Here is an 18817-nt window from a genome sequence, read left to right on the forward strand (position 1 = left end):
CTAGAATCTCTCGATCGACAGGGAAATCAGGATGATGAGACAAACGAACAGGGTAAGACCTGTCGTCACAAGGAGGACGTGGCTCGGCGAGACACGCTCCTTGGACCATTTGGCTGGGCGACCGGCAAGCGGCATTTTCCCCGAGGCCAGCGACAGCAGGATTGCGACCGAGAGAGTCACAAGCAGTCCGATAAGATTCCACCACATCCAGAATAGGCCGGGCTGGAACTGCCAGAAATAGAGATTGAGCGCGACCCCGCACAGAAAGCCGATATTGCTGCTCAGAACGGTTCTGCGCCGCCACAGGATGGCGATCAGGAACACGCCCAGAACCGGGCCGTAGAGCGCCGATCCCACCTTGTTGATCGCTTCGATGACCGTGGCAGAAATATCGCCCGAATAGATCGAGAAATAGAGGATCAGCCCGCCCCAGAACAGCGCCAGCAGGCGCGCCAGCCTGATTTCCTGCCCGGGATTTCCCAGCTGCAGGCCAAAGCCCTTCATATCCGCGATCGTAACCGCCGACAGGGAATTCACCGCCGAGCTCAACGTCGACATCGCCGCCGACATGATCGCCACCAGCAACAGGCCGATAATGCCATGGGGCAGAAATTCGAGAATGAAAAAGGGCATCAGATAGTCCGGGCGATCATCCGGAATGAGCGCCAGAAAGGCGCTGTCCCCCGATGCAATCACGCCGACCGCCAGGCCGGTGATGCAATAGAGAAGCGTCACGGGAAAACGCAGCAAGGCGTTCGCCGTGAGCAATTTGCGAACATCCCCGAGACTTTTGGCCGAGAGCGACCGCTGGGCCTGGGTCTGGTCGCAGGCATAATAGGATACATAGAGTACGAAGCCGCCAAACAGCATCGGCAACAAGGCAAATTCATCGGTCACAAGCCCCGCATAGGTCCAGTCCACAACCCGCAACCGCTCCGGATCTATGCTCGCCCAGAATATATCGAAGCCGCCGATGAACGTGATCGCATAGGCCAGACAGACCAGCAGTCCGAAGACGATCAGCACCATCTGGATCGCGTCGGCGTAGACCACCGCCCGGATGCCGCCGAGAAAGGAATAGACGATGGTGATTATGCTGATCGCCAGGATCGACTGGAGGAATGGAACGCCCAGAACCGCCTCGATGATGATACCGGTCGTATAGACCATGATACCGGTACCAAAGGCGCGGACGATCTGGAAGGAGACACTGATCAGGAAGCGGGTCGACTGGCCGATCCGCTGCTCCAGAAAGTCGAATATGCTGATCACGCCTGAGCGGTAGAGCGGCGGCATGATCACGAACATCACCAGCAGCATCGCAAGGGGCAGTGCAAATTCGAAGGTCAGCCATTTCAGCCCGCCGCCTTCCCGCAAGCCGACAAAGGCCGGCGCCGAGATAAAGCTGATTGCCGATAATTGGGTGGCCATGGCCGAGAGACCGAGCGGAAACCAGCCTATCGCCTTGTTACCGAGAAAATAGTCGCCTTCGCCATTCTGCTTGCTGAGGAACATTCCGAACATCAGCATCGCCGCGAGATAGGCGATGACCACCAGATAGTCGAAACTGTTCATTTATCCGGTCTGTAGCCCGTGATTATCTGTTGCCGACAAAAAAATGGCCGGGATGTTTTCACATCACCGGCCATAAAGTTATTTGTTCGCAGGAGGAACAAGGTGAGGCGCCGACCCGAATTTTGGGAGGAGAGGGCCGGCGCCAAACTGGTTAGCCTTTGGCAAATTCCGGATAGGCTTCGACACCCACTTCGGCGATATCCATTCCGAGCATTTCCTGCTCTTCAGTCGGACGCACACCGATGGTGTATTTAAGCGCAAACCAGACGATTGAGCTCGTGACCATCACGAACACGCCAGTGGCGACAACACCGGTAAGCTGTGCAACAAACGGCACTTCGGTGTTGGAGAAAGGAACGATCAGCGTACCCCAGATACCAGCCATAAGGTGGACCGGGATGGCGCCGACAACATCATCGATCTTCAGCTTGTCGAGCAGAGGAACGGCGAAGACGACAATCGCGCCACCGATACCACCGATCAGAAGTGCCTGCGGTACCGAAGGAGCCAGAGGCTCAGCCGTTATCGAGACCAGACCAGCGAGTGCGCCGTTGAGTGCCATCGTGACATCGATCTTCTTGTACAGTAGCTGAGTCAGGATGATCGCAACCACAACACCGCCAGCCGCAGCCATATTGGTGTTCACAAAGATCTTGGAGACATCGCTGACATCGCTGATCGTGCCCATTGCGAGCTGCGATGCACCGTTGAAACCGAACCAGCCGAGCCACAGGATGAACGTACCCAGCGTCGCCAATGGAATGCTCGAGCCCGGCATGACCGTAACCTTGCCGTTGATATAGCGTCCCATACGCGGTCCGACGATCAAGGCACCGGCCAGAGCCGCCCAGCCACCAGTCGAGTGGACCAGTGTGGATCCGGCGAAATCACTGAAGCCCATCGCATCGAGCCAGCCTGCACCCCATTCCCAGCTGACAATCACGGGATAGATGAACCCGGTCAGCACGAACACGAAGATGAAGAACGGAATGACTTTCACCCGTTCTGCAACGGTGCCGGATACAATCGACGCCGTGGTTGCACAGAAGACCATCTGGAAGAACCAGTCGGATGCAATCGAATAGCCGGTGTCGACATCGGCTTCGCCAACGCCTTGCATGGCATAAGGGAAGTCAGCGATACCGAAATAGCCGCCTTCAAAGCCCGGATAGGCAATCGAGTAGCCGATGACCCAGAACATGATGCCGGCGATCGAATAGAGTCCGATATTCTTGAGACACTGCATCGACACGTTTTTCGACCGGACCAGTCCTGCTTCCAGCATGGCAAATCCGGCGGCCATCCACATGACCAGAAATCCACCGATCAGGAAAAGCAGCGTATTGAGGATATAGGCTGTATTCGCACTGGGGTCGGCCACTTCAACCGCCTCCTGTGCAAGAGCAGGAGCAGCGGCACCTATGACCGCCAATCCTGCAGAAATCGTCAAAAATTTTCTCATTATCTGTTTCCCCGATTATATTGCTGTGTCGCCGGTTTCACCGGTGCGAATGCGGACGGCGTCTTCGAGACCGAGCGTGAAGATCTTGCCGTCGCCAATCGATTCCGTTCCGGCGGCGGTCTGGATCGCCTCTACCGCCTGGGCCGCAACAGCGCTGCTGCAGGCAACCTCGATTTTCAGCTTCGGAACCATGTTGGTGGTATATTCCGCGCCGCGATAGACTTCCGTCTGGCCCTTTTGCCGACCGAAGCCTTTGACTTCGGTTACGGTCATGCCGGTCACACCGACACCGGTCAGCGCTTCACGAACATCGTCAAGCTTGAACGGTTTGATTATGGCTATGATAAATTTCATTACGCCCCCTATTGTTGTTGCGGGGAACTCTTAGCAAAGCGCGTGCCAGAATCGGAAGGCATTGGAATCAAACGATTTTGATGAAATTGAGACTCTTAAGGAAGAGTAAATATTGTGCATTGCAGCACAAGTGCACAAATTTTAAGCAGACCGCTCGGCCAGTTTCGCCATTATCGCAGGAATGAGCTTTTCGGTCTCGCGCCGGCCGATATCGATCAGTTCGTCGGCGCGGAAGAAGTTCTGGATGTCGATATGGCCGACCGGGGGCGACATCGCGAAATCGGGCGGATCGAGCGCCAGAGAATAGCGGCCAAGGTTGCGCAGCGACAGTCCGACCGAAGCCTTGATGATCGCAATGCTATTGGGTTCCTTGGCGCTGTTCTCCGTAATGCCTGCGGCAATCGAGCGATTGATGAAATCATCCTGCAGGTTGACCGACAGGCACAGGGCTTCGGGCGCGAGGGCCCGCACCGGGGATACCGGAACCGGCAAGGCAGCGCCGCCGTCGACGAGCAGGCGGCCTTCATGTTCGACCGGCTTGAATATGCCAGGCAGCGACATGGAAGCGCGGACCGCCGGCACCAGCTTGCCGGATTTCATCACAATCGTATCGCCGGTGCGCAGGTCGGCAGCGACCGCCGCGACCGGAAAGGGCAAGTCCTTGAAGTCGAGATGGCCGAGTTCGGTCTCCAGCTCTTTCTCGATATTGCGCGCGCCCATGACCGCGCCGCGCTTGAAATAGGGGTCCATGAAACGAAGCATATTACGGAAATTGACGTTGCGGGCCATGTCCTCGAGATAATCGAGCTTGCCCACGGCGTAGCTCGCGCCGATAATGGCGCCCATCGATGTGCCGGCAATGGCGGCGATTTCCAGCGGGCTATCGTCGATCGCCCGCAGCACGCCGATATGGGTCCAGCCGAGACCGGCTCCACCGCCCAGCGCGAGGGAAATTTTTCCGGCACCGGTCATAATGACACGTCCTCCGCCAATATCGCTTTCGCTTCGGCCAGATCCTCTGCCAGCACCATCACCCGGGCGGGCAAGGCGATGCCGGCGCCCTCGACAATATTGACATTGCTGTCGAAACAGACCGCGCCGATGCCGGCGGCTTCCAGCCGTCCGCGGATGATCTCCGCTTCGACGCCGTGCATATGCCGGGAAAGTTCAACCAGACTCATGATCTATTGCTCGCCAAAATAGCGGTCCGTCGCGCGTGTCGGCAGGCCGTCGATACTTTTCATCCGGCCGGCGGACTTGGCCACCCAGGCCTCCGGATCGGCCTGACGGTGATATTTGACCAAAGTTTCGCGCTCGGCCTTCAATTCCATCTGCGGTACGCCCCAGCCACAGCTGGTCTGTATGCTGTCGACCTTTATGTCGAAAATCTGGCGGGTGCCGGGCAGAATGTCGAAATGTGCAGCCAGTTCATCCCAGCCTGCATCCTGCGGCAGCACCGGCTTTCCGGTACCATAGAGCCGCATGATCAGCGCGGGATTGGCAAAATTATTGAACATGATGGTCACCCGGCCGTCGGCGACCAGATGGGCGTGAGTCTCGTTTCCCGAGCCACTCAAATCCAGATAGGCAACGCGGTCGGGCCCGATCACCCGGAACGCATCATAGCCCTTGGGCGAGAGATTGATCCGGCCGTCCGCCGCAGCGGTCGCGACAAAGAACATCGGCTGCTTGGCGATGAATGCGATATGATCATCATTCAGCGCATCAAAAAATTCCGCCATATTCCACCCTTCTCAGTAAAATGGTCCGCCAAACAGAAGCTTCCAGACCGCAACCAGCAGCCAGTGGATCACTATCACAGGCCACAGGGACTGCGAAACGATCCGGATATGGGTCAATACTATGCCCAGGATGAACGTAGCAAATAGAAACGAGGGCTGCAGGAATATTGCCGACCATGGCGGCCCGAAGGTTAGTGCTTGCACCGGATGCCAGAGCACGAACAGACCGATCGAAAGCCAGTTGCCCCAGCGTTGCGAGACGGTTGCGAACCAGGACAGCAGCACGCCGCGAAAGACCAGCTCTTCAACAAGGGCGGGGACGACGAACAGGATGGCGGCGGCGATCAGCGACGACGGGAGATCGGTTACGGGATCGAAGCGGAGCCAGCCGCCCAGAAATCCTGATAATACGATAACTGCAACGGCCGGGAGCGCAATACCCAGAGCGGCTTTCCAGCGACCGCCGGCGGGCCAGACTTGCAACGCGCGCCAGGTCTGCTTGACCGCAGCGACCGGCACCGGGGCTACCAACTCGCCCCGGCGTCGATGGCGGCCTGTTCCTCGTCCCGGGTTTGCCGTCCGAGAACGGCGTTGCGATGCGGAAAGCGACCGAATTTCGCGATCACGTCGCGATGCTCATTGGCGAATTTCTGATTGCTACCGAGTTTGGTGAACAGGGTGACGGACCTGTTTTGCAGCTGGATATCTTCCGCATGCATGAACGGCATATAGAGGAAAGCGCGCTGATCCTCGGGCAATTGCGCGTCGAGCTCCAGGTCCACCGCCTTTTCGGCAATCTGCTGCGCCAGATGATCGGTGGAAAAAGCGTCGGCGCTATTACGAAACATATTACGCGGGAACTGGTCGAACAGGATGACAGCGGCCAGCGCGGTTTCCGGCGCAGTCAGGAAATCGTCGGCGGTTTTCGATTTCTGCTCTTCCCAGAGTTCGAGGAACCGCTCCTCGATCAGCTCGTCGGTAGCATCACTCTTGGCCCACCAGTCCTTGGGGTCAAGCTCCTGAAACCAGAAGGACAATATTTCAGCAGGCCAGTTCATTGGAATAATACCGATTTCGTCATGCCAGCTCCAGACTTACGCCGTCCCCCCGACGGTCAGCCCTTCCACCAGCAGGGTCGGCTGGCCGACGCCGGCGGGCACCGACTGTCCGCCCTTGCCGCACATGCCGACGCCTTCGTCGAGCGCCATGTCATTGCCGATACCGGCGACCTTGGTCAGCACGGTCGGGCCGTCACCGATCAGCGTCGCGCCCTTGATCGGCGCGCCGAGCTTGCCGTTCTCGATCTTGTAGGCCTCGGTACAGGAGAAGACGAATTTACCGGAGACGATGTCGACCTGCCCGCCACCGAAGCTTTTGGCGTAGATGCCGTTCTTCACCCGGCTCATCAGCTCGTCCGGATCATCATTGCCGCCGCGCATGAACGTGTTGGTCATTCGTGGCATCGGCGCATGGGCATAGCTTTCGCGACGGCCGTTGCCGGTTGCCGGAACGCCCATCAGGCGCGCGTTCAGCCGGTCCTGCATATAGCATTTCAATATGCCATCCTCGATCAGGATATTTTCCTGCGTCGGCGTGCCCTCGTCATCGATGCTGAGCGAACCGCGCCGCTCCCGGATCGAACCATCGTCGACCACGGTGACGCCGGGCGCAGCGACGCGCTGGCCGATCTTGCCGGAAAAGGCACTGGTGCCCTTGCGGTTGAAATCGCCTTCGAGGCCATGACCGATCGCTTCGTGGAGAATGATACCGGGCCAGCCGGGGCCGAGCAGGACGGTCTGTTCGCCCGCTGGCGCATCTACGCTTTCGAGGTTGACCAGCGCCTGCGCCAAGGCCTCGTCGACAGCGCGGTTCCAGCGCGCTTCTTCGAACAGCTCGTCATAGAGATAACGCCCGCCCATGCCGAAGCTGCCGCTTTCACGCCGGCCGTTTTGTTCTGCGACAATTGATACATTGAGCCGCACCAGAGGGCGAACGTCGGTGGCGACAAAGCCGTCGGGACGAACGATTTCGACAACGCTCCAGCTGCCGGACAGACCGACGGAAACCTGGGCAACGCGGGGATCGCGGGCGCGCGCTGCGGCATCAATCTGCTGGCAGAGCGCGACTTTCTTGGCAAAGGGTATCGCTTCCAGCGGATTGGCTTCGCCATAGAGATGGCGGTTGTTGCCGCGCGGGGGCGGGGCTTTCTCGCCCTTGGCCGGGTCGAGCAATTTCAGCGTCTCTGCAGCGCGCTTGATCGCCGCCTCGCTGGTTTCGTTGCTGAAGGAAAAACCGGTCATCTCGCCCGACACACCGCGCAGGCCAAAGCCGCTGTCGGTGCTATAGTCGGCGGTCTTCAGACGACCATCGTCAAAGCCGAAACTCTCCACCGCGCTATATTGCAGATAAAGTTCGCCATCGTCACAAGCGGAAAGGCTGTCGGCAACAAGCGCTTTGGCGCGCTCCGGGTCGAGGCCATCGGGACGATATAGAAACGAGCGGGGATCAAGGTTTTTTGTCATCCCCTATATATAGAAATATATTGGGGACCTTGCACCCCCTATGTCGGATTATTCTTCGGACAGCGCCGGAGAGATGTCCGCGGGACCGCCGGTAAGAACGAATCGCCGGTCACAATAGCCGCAATCGACATAGCCTTTTTCGTCGATTTCCAACCAGACTCTGGGATGGCCCAAGGCGGCACCGCCCGCAATATCGGTCGATCCGTCACAGGATACGCGTTTTTTGGAAGTTTTGACGATTTCGGGAGTTTCGATCATCCCGGTGAATTAGCAACAGATTTGCGGGGGCGCAATATTTTCTGACGCCCGCCGATCGCTACCCGATATCATTGGCCGATATCATTGCCCGATATTACTGATAGTCGACGGTCATGATGAAGGACCCGCTATAGGCCCCTGTCTGCTGGTTGCCATTGAAGCGCAGCCGCCCGCCAACCGTCAGATCATAAATGCCCAGCGTTCCCAGCAGACCGCGTACAAAGGTGCTGAAATCCCGGTTTCCGTTGCCGATCGACAAGCGATCAATCCGCATCTGGTCGGTGCCGTTTGTGTGGGTCACGAACAAGGATCCGGGAATCGATATTTCAACAATTTGATTCGGTCCGCCGTAAATTATGAAATTCGCCGGAGTGGCCACTCCGCCGGCACGGATGGCGCCGCCGGTCATGGATATATCACCGTTGCGGGGATCAATCGACATCGTGCCACTGCCGGTGCCGGGAATGATGTTGCCATATTGCAGATCCCTGGTCTTGACGACGGAAAGCGGGCCAATGGTCACAGCTCTGGCGTCAGTCTCGGTTGCTTGGGCGAAGGCAGCCGGTGCACCTGTCAAAACGACGAGCACGACAAAAAGGCCACCAATCAGGCGTGGTAAGATTTGTTCTCTGGTCATCACAAAATCTGTCCTATATCGGTTGTTAACTGTCTTATATCGATAGTTGTAATTTTACCTTTACCCGCATGGTTAAATTCACGGTAACCTTTGAAAATAAGGATACAAGGCATTGATATTTATTGGCAATGCTGGATATTCTAGCTTCGGCAACGCTACTGTTGTCGGGATAGATGGCCAGCCGTTGGTCACTGGAAGTCGGCGGCAACATCGCATTCCTCCACATGGACGCCCTGTAGCGGCCCGACAGCCATGACGAGGTTGCCCGAGGCGCGCATTTTGCAGCGCGCCCGGAATGTCGACGGCCGACTGGATGTTCATTGTCCCACATTCACGGCGGCCTAGCCGTCAGGCGTGAAGTAAATGGGTCGGCAACATGGTTAATATTGCAATTACCTGATTGGTACCGGCTTGCATAGCGGTCGCCCAATAGCAATTGTCAGGGGTCTGCCCCCGGTCGGGCAAGTGTTGTTCCCCTCGCTATGATGCCTCTGCCAAAGCCTTTGATTATGGGAATTAATATGGGTATGCCGCCCGAATGACTGATGCAGCGATCTCGATTAAAAACCTCTCCAAAACCTACGCCGGCGGCAAACAGGCACTCGACGACGTCAGTTTCGACGTGCCGCGCGGCTCGATTTTCGGGCTTCTCGGGCCCAATGGTGCCGGCAAGTCGACGCTGATCAACATTCTTTCCGGTATGGTCCGCAAGACCGGCGGCAGCGCCAGTATCTGGGGCTTTGATATTGATGACAGCCCGCGCAACGCCAAGGCCTCGATCGGCATTGTTCCGCAGGAGATTATTTTCGATCCCTTTTTCACGCCGTCGGAAGCGCTGGAGGTACAGGCTGGACTCTATGGCGTGCCGAAAGCAAAGCGCCGGACGATGGAATTGCTGCGCGCTGTCCATCTGGAAGACAAGGCCGATGCCTATGCCCGGACCCTGTCCGGCGGCATGAAGCGGCGGCTGCTGGTCGCCAAGGCGATGGTCCATTCCCCGCCGATTCTGGTACTCGACGAGCCGACCGCGGGCGTCGATATCGACCTGCGGCAACAGCTCTGGGAATATGTTGTAGATCTCAACAAAGCCGGCGTGACCATCGTGCTGACGACTCATTATCTCGAAGAAGCAGAAAATCTGTGCGACCGCATCGCGATTATCAATCACGGCAAGCTGATCGCCAATAAACCGACACCCGAACTGGTCGATATGGCCCGCGAAAAGATCGTCGAGCTGACGCTGGACCGCGATATCAGCGAGGCGCAGGATGCGGTTTCCTTTGCCAATACATTGTTCGAAAAAGCCGAGATAATCGGCCCGCGCACAGTGGCGGTCACCTATAACAAGGACCGGACCAACGCCGGCGGCGTGATGGCGGCGATACAGGAACGTGGCTTTGCGATTGTCGAGGTCACCACGAAAGAAGCGGATCTCGAGGATGTGTTTCTCAACCTGACCCGCGCCAAAGCGGCGTGACGAAGATGTGCGCACCCGTGACCGACAATGGTGAACCAGTCGAACCACGGCATTTTGCGGAGAGCGGTCCTTCGACAGGCTCAGGACGAACGGAAGTTATCAATTGACCCATGACGTTATAATTGTCGGATCCGGCGCAGCCGGACTGAGCGCAGCCATCACGCTGGCCCGCACCCACAAGGTGCTGGTACTGGCCAAGGGTGAATTGACCGGCGGCTCTACTGCCTGGGCGCAGGGCGGGATTGCCGCCGTGCTCGATGCGGGCGATACGTTTGAAAATCATATCAACGATACGATGGTCGCCGGTGCGGGCCTGAACCGCCGCGAAACCGTCGAATTTGTGGTCGAAAATGCACCAGCCGCGATAGAACGCCTGGAAGATATGGGCGTCCCCTTCAACAAGGAAGCGGAAGTCCTGCATCTCACTCGCGAAGGCGGGCACAGCCATAGACGCATCGTTCATGTCGATGATGCGACCGGCTGGGCGGTACAGGAAGCCTTGCAGAATACCGCTGCGGCCCATCCGAATATCACGCTACGCCCGCATATGGTGGCGATTGACCTGATCGTCGACCGCCATGCGGAGACCCCGACCGGCGCCAAAAATGTCTGGGGCGTTTACGCGCTCAACAATGAAACCGGTCATGTCGAGACGCTGACATCGCGCGCGACAATCATGGCGAGCGGCGGCGCCGGACGGACCTATCTTTTCTCCACCGCACCACGCGGCGCAACCGGCGACGGCATTGCCATGGCCTGGCGGGCGGGCGCACGGGTTTCCAATATGGAGATGATGCAGTTCCACCCGACCTGCCTCTATAATTTGGAGGTCAAGAATTTCCTGATCACCGAAGCGGTGCGCGGCGAAGGCGGCCATCTGAAACTGCCGGCAGATGCGGGCGATGAAGCCGGGGACCGCTTCATGCAGCGCTTTGATCCGGAGCGGATGGAACTGGCCCCGCGCGATATTGTTGCGCGCGCCAATGACCATGAGATCAAGCGGCTCGGGCTCGACTATGTCGATCTCGACATCTCCCACCGCGATCCGGAATTTGTGAAAGGTCATTTCCCGAATATCTATGACAAGTTGATCGGGCTGGGCATCGACATGACCAAGGGGCCGATCCCGGTCGTGCCGGCACAACATTATACTTGTGGCGGAATATTGATCGATCTCGCGGGTCGCACCGACCTGCCCGGCCTCTATGCCGCCGGCGAAGCCAGTGAGAGCGGGCTGCACGGCGCGAACCGGCTGGCCTCCAACAGCCTGCTCGAATGTTTCGTCTTCGGCGATGCCGCGGCGCGGGATATTGCCGAGCACTGGGATGACTTGCCTGCCCCGCCCGCCATCCGGCCCTGGGATGAAAGCCGCGTCACCGACAGCGACGAAGAAGTTGTGATCAAGCAGACCTGGACCGAGATTCGCCGCTTCATGTGGAATTATGTCGGCATCGTCCGCACCACCAAAAGGCTCGAACGCGCCCAGAACCGCATCAACCTCCTGCGCGGTGAAGTCGAAGAATATTACGGCAATTTTCGCGTCACCCAGGATCTGATCGAGCTGCGCAACCTGATCGAGGTCGCGGACCTGATCGTGAAGTCAGCGCTGGCGCGAAAGGAAAGCCGGGGACTGCATTATATTACCGATTATCCGGAATTGTTGCCGGAGGCGGTAGATACGGTTTTGGTGCCTTAAGAGGACGGTGTCGCTGATATTCGCATTTGTTGCGATGCAATTCGCATCATAAACAGAAGCACTAGGATGATGTAGATGACGCGTTGATCAATGCTGAGCAACCCGAGCCGTCAATCCAACTCGTTGATGATCAATTCCATCGCGGCGACGACTGTAGCAATTGTCTTTTCGCCGAGCAACGCGTCAACCTGTATGCTGGCTTGATCACCGGCTGCGCCTGCTCTTTCCACGGTCTCCGCACCCGATTGGGTCAGCTTTAACAGCCATGCCCGGCCATCCTGGTCATCCCGCACCCGTTCGACCAGATCGAGATCAATCAGCCGACGCATCATCGCGGTGATCGCGCTATCATTCAGACCGAGCCTTTTTGCCAACAAAGTCTGGGTGGATGCTTCTTCGGAAGCTATTAACGCCAGAGCCGACATTTGAGCTGTCGTAACGCCTGCGACGTCGAGCAACTGGCGATCAGAAATTTTCTTGAGCGCGTGGGCGGCTAGCTGGAGCCGCGAGTAGAATCTCTGATTTCTTGCCGACATACCCTCTTATTACCGCATCGCTGGACAATTGCTAACCATTTATAAGTTCAATAGTGAATTATAATCTCTCACCAAACTGACACATCAGAAGCGATTACCCCCTATTATCAACGTCTGTATCGTGATATTGTCATCTGCAATGGTTGTGATATAGTTTAATACTGAAATATATAACGACTCGCGTTTCCACCTTCGTCAATTCGGATGTGACCGCCCAGACAGACTAGAAAAGGAACGATAATGACCCATGATCCCAATGATTCAGAAATGAATGACCTGAGAATGTCAGACAGCGGCCGGATATTATATGACAAGGTGAAGCGCTTTGTTGCCGAAGAAGTAGATCCGATAACCGAACAATTTTACGCCATGGGCGAAAATCGCGAAGAACGTTGGAGCTACGCGCCCGGACAGCTGGAATTGCTGGAAGGCGTGAAAGACAAGGCGCGCGCACAAGGGCTCTGGAATTTCTTCCTGCCCGACGCAGAATCGGGCGAAGGCCTTAAGAACCTCGACTATGCGTTTATTGCCGGCATCCTGGGCCAAAACTCATTGGCATCCGAATGTATGAACTGCAGCGCGCCCGATACCGGCAATATGGAGGTTCTTGAACGCGTCGGCACAACCGCACAAAAGCAGGAATGGCTCGTCCCCTTGCTCGAAGGCAAAATCCGCTCTGCTTTCGCAATGACCGAACCAGGGCATCCTTCGTCCGATGCACGGAATATTCGCACCGAGGCTGTTCTTGAAAAAGGCGAATGGGTGATCAACGGAGAGAAATTCTACATTTCCGGCGCTGGCGATCCACGTTGTAAAGTCATGATCACTATGGTCCTGACCAACCCGGATGGCGCATCGCACTCGCAACAATCACAAATTCTGGTGCCTATGGATACACCAGGCGTTGAGATCATCGGGCCAATGCATGTCTTTGGCGAAGACGACGCACCGCATGGCCATATGCATATCAAGTTCAACAATGTCCGGGTGCCCGAAGAGAATATGCTGCTCGGCGAAGGCCGCGGCTTTGAAATCTCTCAGCTGCGCCTCGGCCCCGGACGCATCCACCACTGCATGCGTAGCGTTGGCGTCGCAGAACGGGCACTGGACCTGATGGTCCATCGCGGCGGAAGCCGGGAAGCCTTTGGCCAACCTCTGGCTTTGCTCGGCAAAAACCTTGAAGTTATTTCGCGCGCCCGCATCGATATCGAAGCGATGCGCCTGATGGTTCTGAAAGCCGCCAAGGCAATGGATGTCATGGGCAACAAGCAAGCTCGTGTCTGGGTTTCCATGGTCAAAGCCTATGTTCCCGAAATCACATGCCGGATCATCGATGAGGCGATCCAGATCCACGGTGCAGCCGGTGTATCACAATGGACACCGCTTTCCCGTATGTATGCCAACCAAAGAACATTGCGCCTCGCTGATGGTCCGGATGAAGTCCACCATATGGTCGTCGGCCGCAACGAGATGGGCAATGCAGGCTACAAGCCACAGCGTTAATTTCATCACCACATAATACAAGAAAGGCCGGACATCATGTCCGGCCTTTCTGCTGTGTGGGGTATTGATTCCTTGATCCTAGCGGACAGCCGTCCCGACCATCTTGTCGCTCGTCTTGTGCTTCTCCAGATCTGCCGGATCGAACCAAACCGGCTTCAGCTTCTTGTCGACAAACAACTGCATCTGGTCGGTGTAATGCGGTGAATCCGGACGCGTGGTCGCGGCGCCGAACGGCTGGATCGAGCGGGAGTGGACCTTCCCGTCCTTCGCCCATTCGATGAACATGATATAGCTGTCGCCATGCCGTACCGATAGCCGTCCGTCGTCTTCGACATCCCACAGGGTCGAGGCGCGGATCGTGTCATTGCCGCCGTCAACCGGCAGATCGACATTGCCCTGTCGCATCCGCAGCACATCCATCATCGGCGGATCGATCTTGCCGAAATATTTCGTCAGATGGTCGACCGTGTCCTGCAATATTTCGCGCGGATCGGGCATTTCACCCCGGTTATAATGCGACTTGTTGGCCGGACGCAGCACCATCAGCGCGAGCGCGTCTGCCGGGCCCTTGCCATCCAGGTTCCAGTCCCACTGGCCAAGCAATTGCTGCGCCTTGAGCAATTTCGCGCTGCCTTTCAGGTCGAGTGCGGCAATCCTGTCCAGCCAGTTTTTCGCATAGCCCGCCTTTTCGTAGCCGGTGTCATATTTGATGGCCCACAATTCGGCGTCGGTGATCTTGCCATCATCATTGGCCTTTTCCAGCAACGCGATCGACCGGCGCGAACGGTTGGTCTGGTCATCCTCGACACCGAGCAGCGGCGAGAAATTATCGGGCTTGAGTTCGTCCCCAGGCCCAGCAGCAATATATGGCGTGTTGTTGGCGTTCATGACGTAACCCGATGCCGGATTGACCAGCGCGGGAACGCGGGTGAAGGGCAGCGTTTTCTGCCACAGCGCCTTTGAACTGTCGCCGGGCAGCACACCGCGCCAGTCATAGCCTTCGGGCCGGTCGGGGAACATCGCGTTATAGTAGAGCCCGATATTGCCCTCGGCATCGGCATAGATGAAATTGGTAGCGGGAACGCCCTGCCCCGCCATCGCTGCCTGCCATTCATCGAAATTCTTCGCCTTGTTGATCCGGTAATATTGGGTCAGCATATCGAGTTCGTCGATACCGGCATAACGGAGCGCATAGGCGCCGCTGTCGTTCATGATTACCGGCCCGTGGACCGAGCGATAGGCGATCTGTGGATAGGGAATGACAAAGGGACCATATTTGATATTCAGCCAGACGCGTTTCTTTTCCAGTGGCTTCCATTCGCCGTCGAAACGATAGGCGTCTTTCTTGTCGTTCAGTGTGAGCTTGTAGACATCGACCAGATCGGGCCGGTTGACGGTGTTGGTCCAGCCGAGATATTCATTATGCCCGAGAAACGGGAATGGCGAGCCCGGGAAATTCGCTCCGGCGAAGTTCCAGCCCTCTTCGCTGTGCACAACCAGTTCGTACCATGCGACATTCCCCCGCAACGGCTGGTGCGAATTGGAGATCAGGCGGGTCTTGCCTTCGGGTGAGCGGTCCGGGGCAATCGCATAGGCGTTGGAGCCATTTTCGTTGGGGTTTGGTCCGACGGGTGTGGCGGAATCATCCTCGATCAACTTGTCAGGGCTGAGCGGATGGATCGATGTTTTGACCGGTTCGTCGGACAGGCGCGGGCCGCCTTCGCGCGGTAGCGGCTTGTTCTGCACCAGCGCTTCTACCGGATTGTTGAGCCCGAAGAAAAACGGCGAACGCAATACGAAACCTGCGGCGATGTCCTGACCATTGACGGGGAATAGTTTAGTCAGCTTGACCTCTTCGGGATGATCGGCAGCATAAGCGTTGAGACCGGACGCATAGCCAGCCAGCACAGCGCGGACATCGGCCGGCAGATCATCATATTTGCGACTGACCGTGCCGCGCACATCGAGCAAAGCGGCAATATAGTCGATCGGCGCGCTCTCCGCCCCATTGAGCGTGGCCATCCGGCCCCGCGTCATCGCGGTCACTTCCTGCAGCGTCGAAAAATCATCTTCGCTATGGGCATAGGCCACGCCATAAGCGACATCGGCATCGGTCTTGCCGAATATATGCGGCACACCGAACTCGTCGCGGACAATCCGCGCTTCATAAGAGCCATCCGGTGGCGGAGCAGATTCTTTAATGCTCAGCGGCTCCCAGACCGAGAGACCGATTGCCAACAGCACAACAATGATGAGCAGCCCGATGCCCACACGCTTAAGTGTTTTCACGTATTTTTTCCTCTCCGACAGCATCATATGCTGCGTGTATCTTAACGCCCTTTGGCGCTTACCATATCAACCCGACGGGAAAAGTCATCAATATGCTTGTGTTGCACCACTGCAACACCATATTTATGATCAGACACTGAGACTGAACAGGATGAACCGATGAACCTTGAGAAATTTACCGACCGCGCCAAGGGCTTTTTGCAATCCGCCCAGACCGTGGCGATCCGGATGAACCACCAGCAGATTACCGCTGCCCATCTGGCCAAGGCATTGCTCGAAGACGATCAGGGCATGGCAGCGGGTCTGATCACCAAGGCTGGCGGCGATGCGAAAAAGGCCCATCAGGCCATTGACGAAGCTCTGGAAAAAATTCCGGCGGTTTCGGGCAGCGGCGCGCAGCAGACACCGGGCCTCAATAATGACGCGGTTCGCGTGCTCGATCAGGCCGAGCAGATCGCCGAAAAGGCTGGCGACAGCTATGTTACAGTCGAACGGCTGCTGCTCGCACTCTTGTTGTCCAAAGACACTGCAGCGGGCAAGGCGCTGCTTTCTTCCGGCGTCACCGCCGAAGCGCTCAATACTGCAATCAACGATTTGCGTGGCGGACGTTCGGCGGACACCGCCTCGGCCGAGGACGCCTATGAAGCGATGGAAAAATATACCCGCGACCTGACCCAGGCGGCACGCGATGGCAAGCTCGACCCGGTCATCGGTCGCGACGAGGAAATCCGCCGCACGATCCAGATACTGGCGCGCCGGACCAAGAATAATCCCGTCCTGATCGGTGAACCCGGCGTCGGCAAGACCGCTATCGCCGAGGGCATGGCGCTGCGCATTGCCAATGGCGATGTGCCGGACAGTCTGAAAGACCGCCGTCTTATGGCATTGGACATGGGGTCGCTGATCGCCGGTGCGAAATATCGCGGGGAGTTTGAAGAGCGGCTCAAGAGCGTGCTCGACGAAGTGCGTGGTGCCGAAGGCGAAATCATCCTGTTTATCGACGAAATGCATACGCTGGTTGGCGCTGGCGCATCGGAAGGCTCGATGGACGCTTCCAACCTGCTCAAACCGGCTTTGGCGCGCGGTGAACTTCACTGTATCGGCGCGACCACGCTCAACGAATATCAGAAATATGTTGAAAAAGACGCGGCTCTGCAACGGCGGTTCCAGCCGGTATTCATCGGCGAACCGACCGTCGAGGACACGATTTCGATCCTCCGTGGACTGAAGGAAAAATATGAACTGCACCATGGCGTGCGGATTACCGACGCCGCTCTGGTCAGCGCAGCAACGCTCTCCAACCGTTATATTTCGGATCGGTTCCTGCCCGACAAAGCCATCGATCTGATGGATGAGGCGGCATCGCACATCCGTATGGAAGTGGAATCAAAACCCGCAGAAATCGAAACGCTCGACCGCCGCATCATCCAGCTCAAGATCGAGCGTGAGGCACTGTCGAAAGAAACCGATGACGCGTCAAAGGACCGGCTTAAAAATCTCGAAAAAGAACTGGCCGAGCTCGAGCAGCATAGTGCGGAACTGACCACGCGTTGGCAGGGCGAGAAAGACAAGATCAACGCCGAGGCCCAGCTCAAGGAGCAACTGGACCATGCACGGCTTGAGCTGGAACAGGCCCAGCGTGCCGGTGATCTCGCCAAGGCAGGCGAGCTGAGCTACGGCACTATTCCCAATCTGGAAAAAGCGGTTGAAGATGCCTCCGAGGATACCGTAGGCGCGATGTTGCGCGAAGAAGTCACACCCGCAGATATTGCGGCAGTGGTATCGAAATGGACTGGAATCCCGGTCGACAAGATGCTCGAAGGCGAGCGCGAGAAACTGCTGGCGATGGAAGAGCTGATCGGCAAGCGCGTGATCGGTCAGAAAGATGCGGTCGCAGCTGTGTCTGCCGCCGTCCGCCGGAGCCGCGCGGGATTGCAAGACCCCAACCGTCCGCTGGGCAGCTTTCTGTTCCTCGGCCCCACCGGCGTCGGCAAGACCGAATTGACCAAGGCGCTGGCCGGGTTTCTGTTCGATGATGATCAGGCGATGGTCCGGATCGACATGTCCGAATTCATGGAGAAGCACAGCGTATCCCGCCTGATCGGCGCCCCTCCGGGCTATGTCGGCTATGATGAAGGCGGGGTGCTGACCGAAGCGGTTCGCCGGCGTCCTTATCAGGTGATCCTGTTTGACGAAGTCGAGAAAGCGCATAGCGATGTGTTCAACGTGTTGCTCCAGGTACTCGACGATGGCCGCCTGACCGACGGTCAGGGCCGGGTGGTGGATTTCTCCAACACGCTGATCATCCTCACCTCCAACCTCGGCAGCCAATATATGGCGAATATGAAGGATGGCGAGACGGTTCAGGATGTCGAGCCGCAGGTTATGGAAGTCGTCCGCGCGCATTTCCGCCCCGAATTCCTCAACCGGCTGGATGAAATCATCCTGTTCCACCGGCTTGGCGAAGAACATATGGCGCCGATCGTCGATATTCAGGTCCTCCGCGTGCAGAAATTGCTCAAGGACCGGAAGATCGAACTGGACCTCACCGATGCCGCAAGGCGGTGGCTGGGACGGGTCGGCTATGATCCAGTCTATGGTGCACGTCCGCTGAAACGGGCGATCCAGAAATATCTTCAGGATCCGCTGGCTGACATGATCCTTCGCGGCGAAGTGCCGGATGGATCCACCGTCAAGATCGACGAAGGCGACGGCGCGCTGAAGATGGAAACTGCATGACAATCGACGGCTGAACATCCATATTGC

General features: G+C 57.3%; 17 protein-coding genes. 4 read left to right on the forward strand and 13 right to left on the reverse strand.

The annotated features are described in order from the left end of the window. From ACWFTY_RS14355 to ACWFTY_RS14405, 11 genes are all read right to left on the reverse strand, one after another. Positions 1-1575 (reverse strand): sodium:solute symporter family transporter, encoded by a 1575-nt coding sequence (locus ACWFTY_RS14355; RefSeq protein ID WP_447524866.1) that lies wholly within the window; start codon positions 1573-1575, stop codon positions 1-3. Between the two features lie 151 nt (positions 1576-1726). Next, positions 1727-3037, reverse strand: coding sequence for an ammonium transporter (locus ACWFTY_RS14360; RefSeq protein WP_447524867.1), 1311 nt, complete (start codon positions 3035-3037; stop codon positions 1727-1729). A 15-nt stretch (positions 3038-3052) separates the two neighbouring features. Further along, positions 3053-3391, reverse strand: a complete 339-nt coding sequence (locus ACWFTY_RS14365) for a P-II family nitrogen regulator (protein ID WP_067201060.1) — start codon at positions 3389-3391, stop codon at positions 3053-3055. Between the two features lie 141 nt (positions 3392-3532). Beyond that, entirely contained in the window at positions 3533-4363 is an 831-nt protein-coding gene (locus tag ACWFTY_RS14370) for a patatin-like phospholipase family protein (RefSeq protein WP_447524868.1), read from the reverse strand. Beyond that, positions 4360-4572 (reverse strand): putative signal transducing protein, encoded by a 213-nt coding sequence (locus ACWFTY_RS14375; RefSeq protein WP_447524869.1) that lies wholly within the window; start codon positions 4570-4572, stop codon positions 4360-4362. The genes ACWFTY_RS14370 and ACWFTY_RS14375 overlap by 4 nt, the downstream gene beginning before the upstream one ends. 3 nt (positions 4573-4575) lie before the next feature. Then, the gene (locus tag ACWFTY_RS14380; RefSeq protein ID WP_447524870.1) at positions 4576-5133 is read right to left on the reverse strand and encodes a pyridoxamine 5'-phosphate oxidase family protein; all 558 of its coding nucleotides are present in this window, start codon (positions 5131-5133) and stop codon (positions 4576-4578) included. A 12-nt stretch (positions 5134-5145) separates the two neighbouring features. Then, a complete protein-coding gene (locus tag ACWFTY_RS14385) occupies positions 5146-5664 on the reverse strand; it encodes a CPBP family glutamic-type intramembrane protease (RefSeq protein WP_447524871.1) in 519 nt (172 codons plus the stop codon). Then, complete coding sequence (locus ACWFTY_RS14390) at positions 5658-6191, reverse strand: DUF924 family protein (protein ID WP_447524872.1); 534 nt, start codon at positions 6189-6191, stop codon at positions 5658-5660. The genes ACWFTY_RS14385 and ACWFTY_RS14390 overlap by 7 nt, the downstream gene beginning before the upstream one ends. A 36-nt stretch (positions 6192-6227) precedes the next feature. Further along, on the reverse strand, positions 6228-7655 hold the full coding sequence (tldD, locus tag ACWFTY_RS14395; protein WP_447524873.1) for a metalloprotease TldD: 1428 nt from the start codon (positions 7653-7655) through the stop codon (positions 6228-6230). A gap of 48 nt (positions 7656-7703) precedes the next feature. Next, positions 7704-7913 (reverse strand): zinc-finger domain-containing protein, encoded by a 210-nt coding sequence (locus ACWFTY_RS14400; RefSeq protein ID WP_447524874.1) that lies wholly within the window; start codon positions 7911-7913, stop codon positions 7704-7706. Between the two features lie 94 nt (positions 7914-8007). Continuing rightward, entirely contained in the window at positions 8008-8550 is a 543-nt protein-coding gene (locus tag ACWFTY_RS14405; protein ID WP_447524875.1) for a DUF4402 domain-containing protein, read from the reverse strand. Between the two features lie 538 nt (positions 8551-9088). Between ACWFTY_RS14405 and ACWFTY_RS14410 the strand changes: the two genes are divergently transcribed. Both ACWFTY_RS14410 and nadB read left to right on the forward strand, forming a co-directional pair. Further along, entirely contained in the window at positions 9089-10027 is a 939-nt protein-coding gene (locus tag ACWFTY_RS14410; RefSeq protein ID WP_447524876.1) for an ABC transporter ATP-binding protein, read from the forward strand. Positions 10028-10130: 103 nt separating this feature from the next. After that, positions 10131-11723, forward strand: coding sequence for an L-aspartate oxidase (gene nadB, locus ACWFTY_RS14415; RefSeq protein WP_447524877.1), 1593 nt, complete (start codon positions 10131-10133; stop codon positions 11721-11723). Positions 11724-11833: 110 nt separating this feature from the next. Here nadB and ACWFTY_RS14420 read toward each other — a convergent pair whose 3' ends face one another. Beyond that, complete coding sequence (locus ACWFTY_RS14420) at positions 11834-12259, reverse strand: MarR family winged helix-turn-helix transcriptional regulator (protein ID WP_339826553.1); 426 nt, start codon at positions 12257-12259, stop codon at positions 11834-11836. A 240-nt stretch (positions 12260-12499) separates the two neighbouring features. On the opposite strand from ACWFTY_RS14420, the gene ACWFTY_RS14425 reads away from it, so the two are divergent. Beyond that, a complete protein-coding gene (locus ACWFTY_RS14425) occupies positions 12500-13762 on the forward strand; it encodes an acyl-CoA dehydrogenase family protein (protein WP_447524878.1) in 1263 nt (420 codons plus the stop codon). Between the two features lie 78 nt (positions 13763-13840). On the opposite strand, the gene ACWFTY_RS14430 is transcribed toward ACWFTY_RS14425, so the two are convergent. Beyond that, the gene (locus ACWFTY_RS14430; RefSeq protein WP_447526906.1) at positions 13841-16075 is read right to left on the reverse strand and encodes an acylase; all 2235 of its coding nucleotides are present in this window, start codon (positions 16073-16075) and stop codon (positions 13841-13843) included. A gap of 135 nt (positions 16076-16210) precedes the next feature. Here ACWFTY_RS14430 and clpB point away from each other — a divergent pair, with 135 nt between their 5' ends. Further along, positions 16211-18790, forward strand: a complete 2580-nt coding sequence (gene clpB, locus ACWFTY_RS14435) for an ATP-dependent chaperone ClpB (RefSeq protein ID WP_447524879.1) — start codon at positions 16211-16213, stop codon at positions 18788-18790. Positions 18791-18817 lie beyond the last annotated feature (27 nt).

The sequence above is a fragment of the Parasphingorhabdus sp. NYA22 genome (assembly GCF_976973735.1).

Excerpts from the sequence above, each read along its gene's own strand:
- ACWFTY_RS14355 (WP_447524866.1), bottom strand. The coding sequence starts at position 1,575 with ATGAACAGTTTCGACTATCTGGTGGTCATCGCCTATCTCGCGGCGATG.
- ACWFTY_RS14360 (WP_447524867.1), bottom strand. The coding sequence starts at position 3,037 with ATGAGAAAATTTTTGACGATTTCTGCAGGATTGGCGGTCATAGGTGCC.
- ACWFTY_RS14365 (WP_067201060.1), bottom strand. The coding sequence starts at position 3,391 with ATGAAATTTATCATAGCCATAATCAAACCGTTCAAGCTTGACGATGTT.
- ACWFTY_RS14370 (WP_447524868.1), bottom strand. The coding sequence starts at position 4,363 with ATGACCGGTGCCGGAAAAATTTCCCTCGCGCTGGGCGGTGGAGCCGGT.
- ACWFTY_RS14375 (WP_447524869.1), bottom strand. The coding sequence starts at position 4,572 with ATGAGTCTGGTTGAACTTTCCCGGCATATGCACGGCGTCGAAGCGGAG.
- ACWFTY_RS14380 (WP_447524870.1), bottom strand. The coding sequence starts at position 5,133 with ATGGCGGAATTTTTTGATGCGCTGAATGATGATCATATCGCATTCATC.
- ACWFTY_RS14390 (WP_447524872.1), bottom strand. The coding sequence starts at position 6,191 with ATGAACTGGCCTGCTGAAATATTGTCCTTCTGGTTTCAGGAGCTTGAC.
- tldD (WP_447524873.1), bottom strand. The coding sequence starts at position 7,655 with ATGACAAAAAACCTTGATCCCCGCTCGTTTCTATATCGTCCCGATGGC.
- ACWFTY_RS14400 (WP_447524874.1), bottom strand. The coding sequence starts at position 7,913 with ATGATCGAAACTCCCGAAATCGTCAAAACTTCCAAAAAACGCGTATCC.
- ACWFTY_RS14405 (WP_447524875.1), bottom strand. The coding sequence starts at position 8,550 with ATGACCAGAGAACAAATCTTACCACGCCTGATTGGTGGCCTTTTTGTC.
- ACWFTY_RS14410 (WP_447524876.1), top strand. The coding sequence starts at position 9,089 with ATGACTGATGCAGCGATCTCGATTAAAAACCTCTCCAAAACCTACGCC.
- ACWFTY_RS14420 (WP_339826553.1), bottom strand. The coding sequence starts at position 12,259 with ATGTCGGCAAGAAATCAGAGATTCTACTCGCGGCTCCAGCTAGCCGCC.
- ACWFTY_RS14425 (WP_447524878.1), top strand. The coding sequence starts at position 12,500 with ATGACCCATGATCCCAATGATTCAGAAATGAATGACCTGAGAATGTCA.
- ACWFTY_RS14430 (WP_447526906.1), bottom strand. The coding sequence starts at position 16,075 with ATGCTGTCGGAGAGGAAAAAATACGTGAAAACACTTAAGCGTGTGGGC.
- clpB (WP_447524879.1), top strand. The coding sequence starts at position 16,211 with ATGAACCTTGAGAAATTTACCGACCGCGCCAAGGGCTTTTTGCAATCC.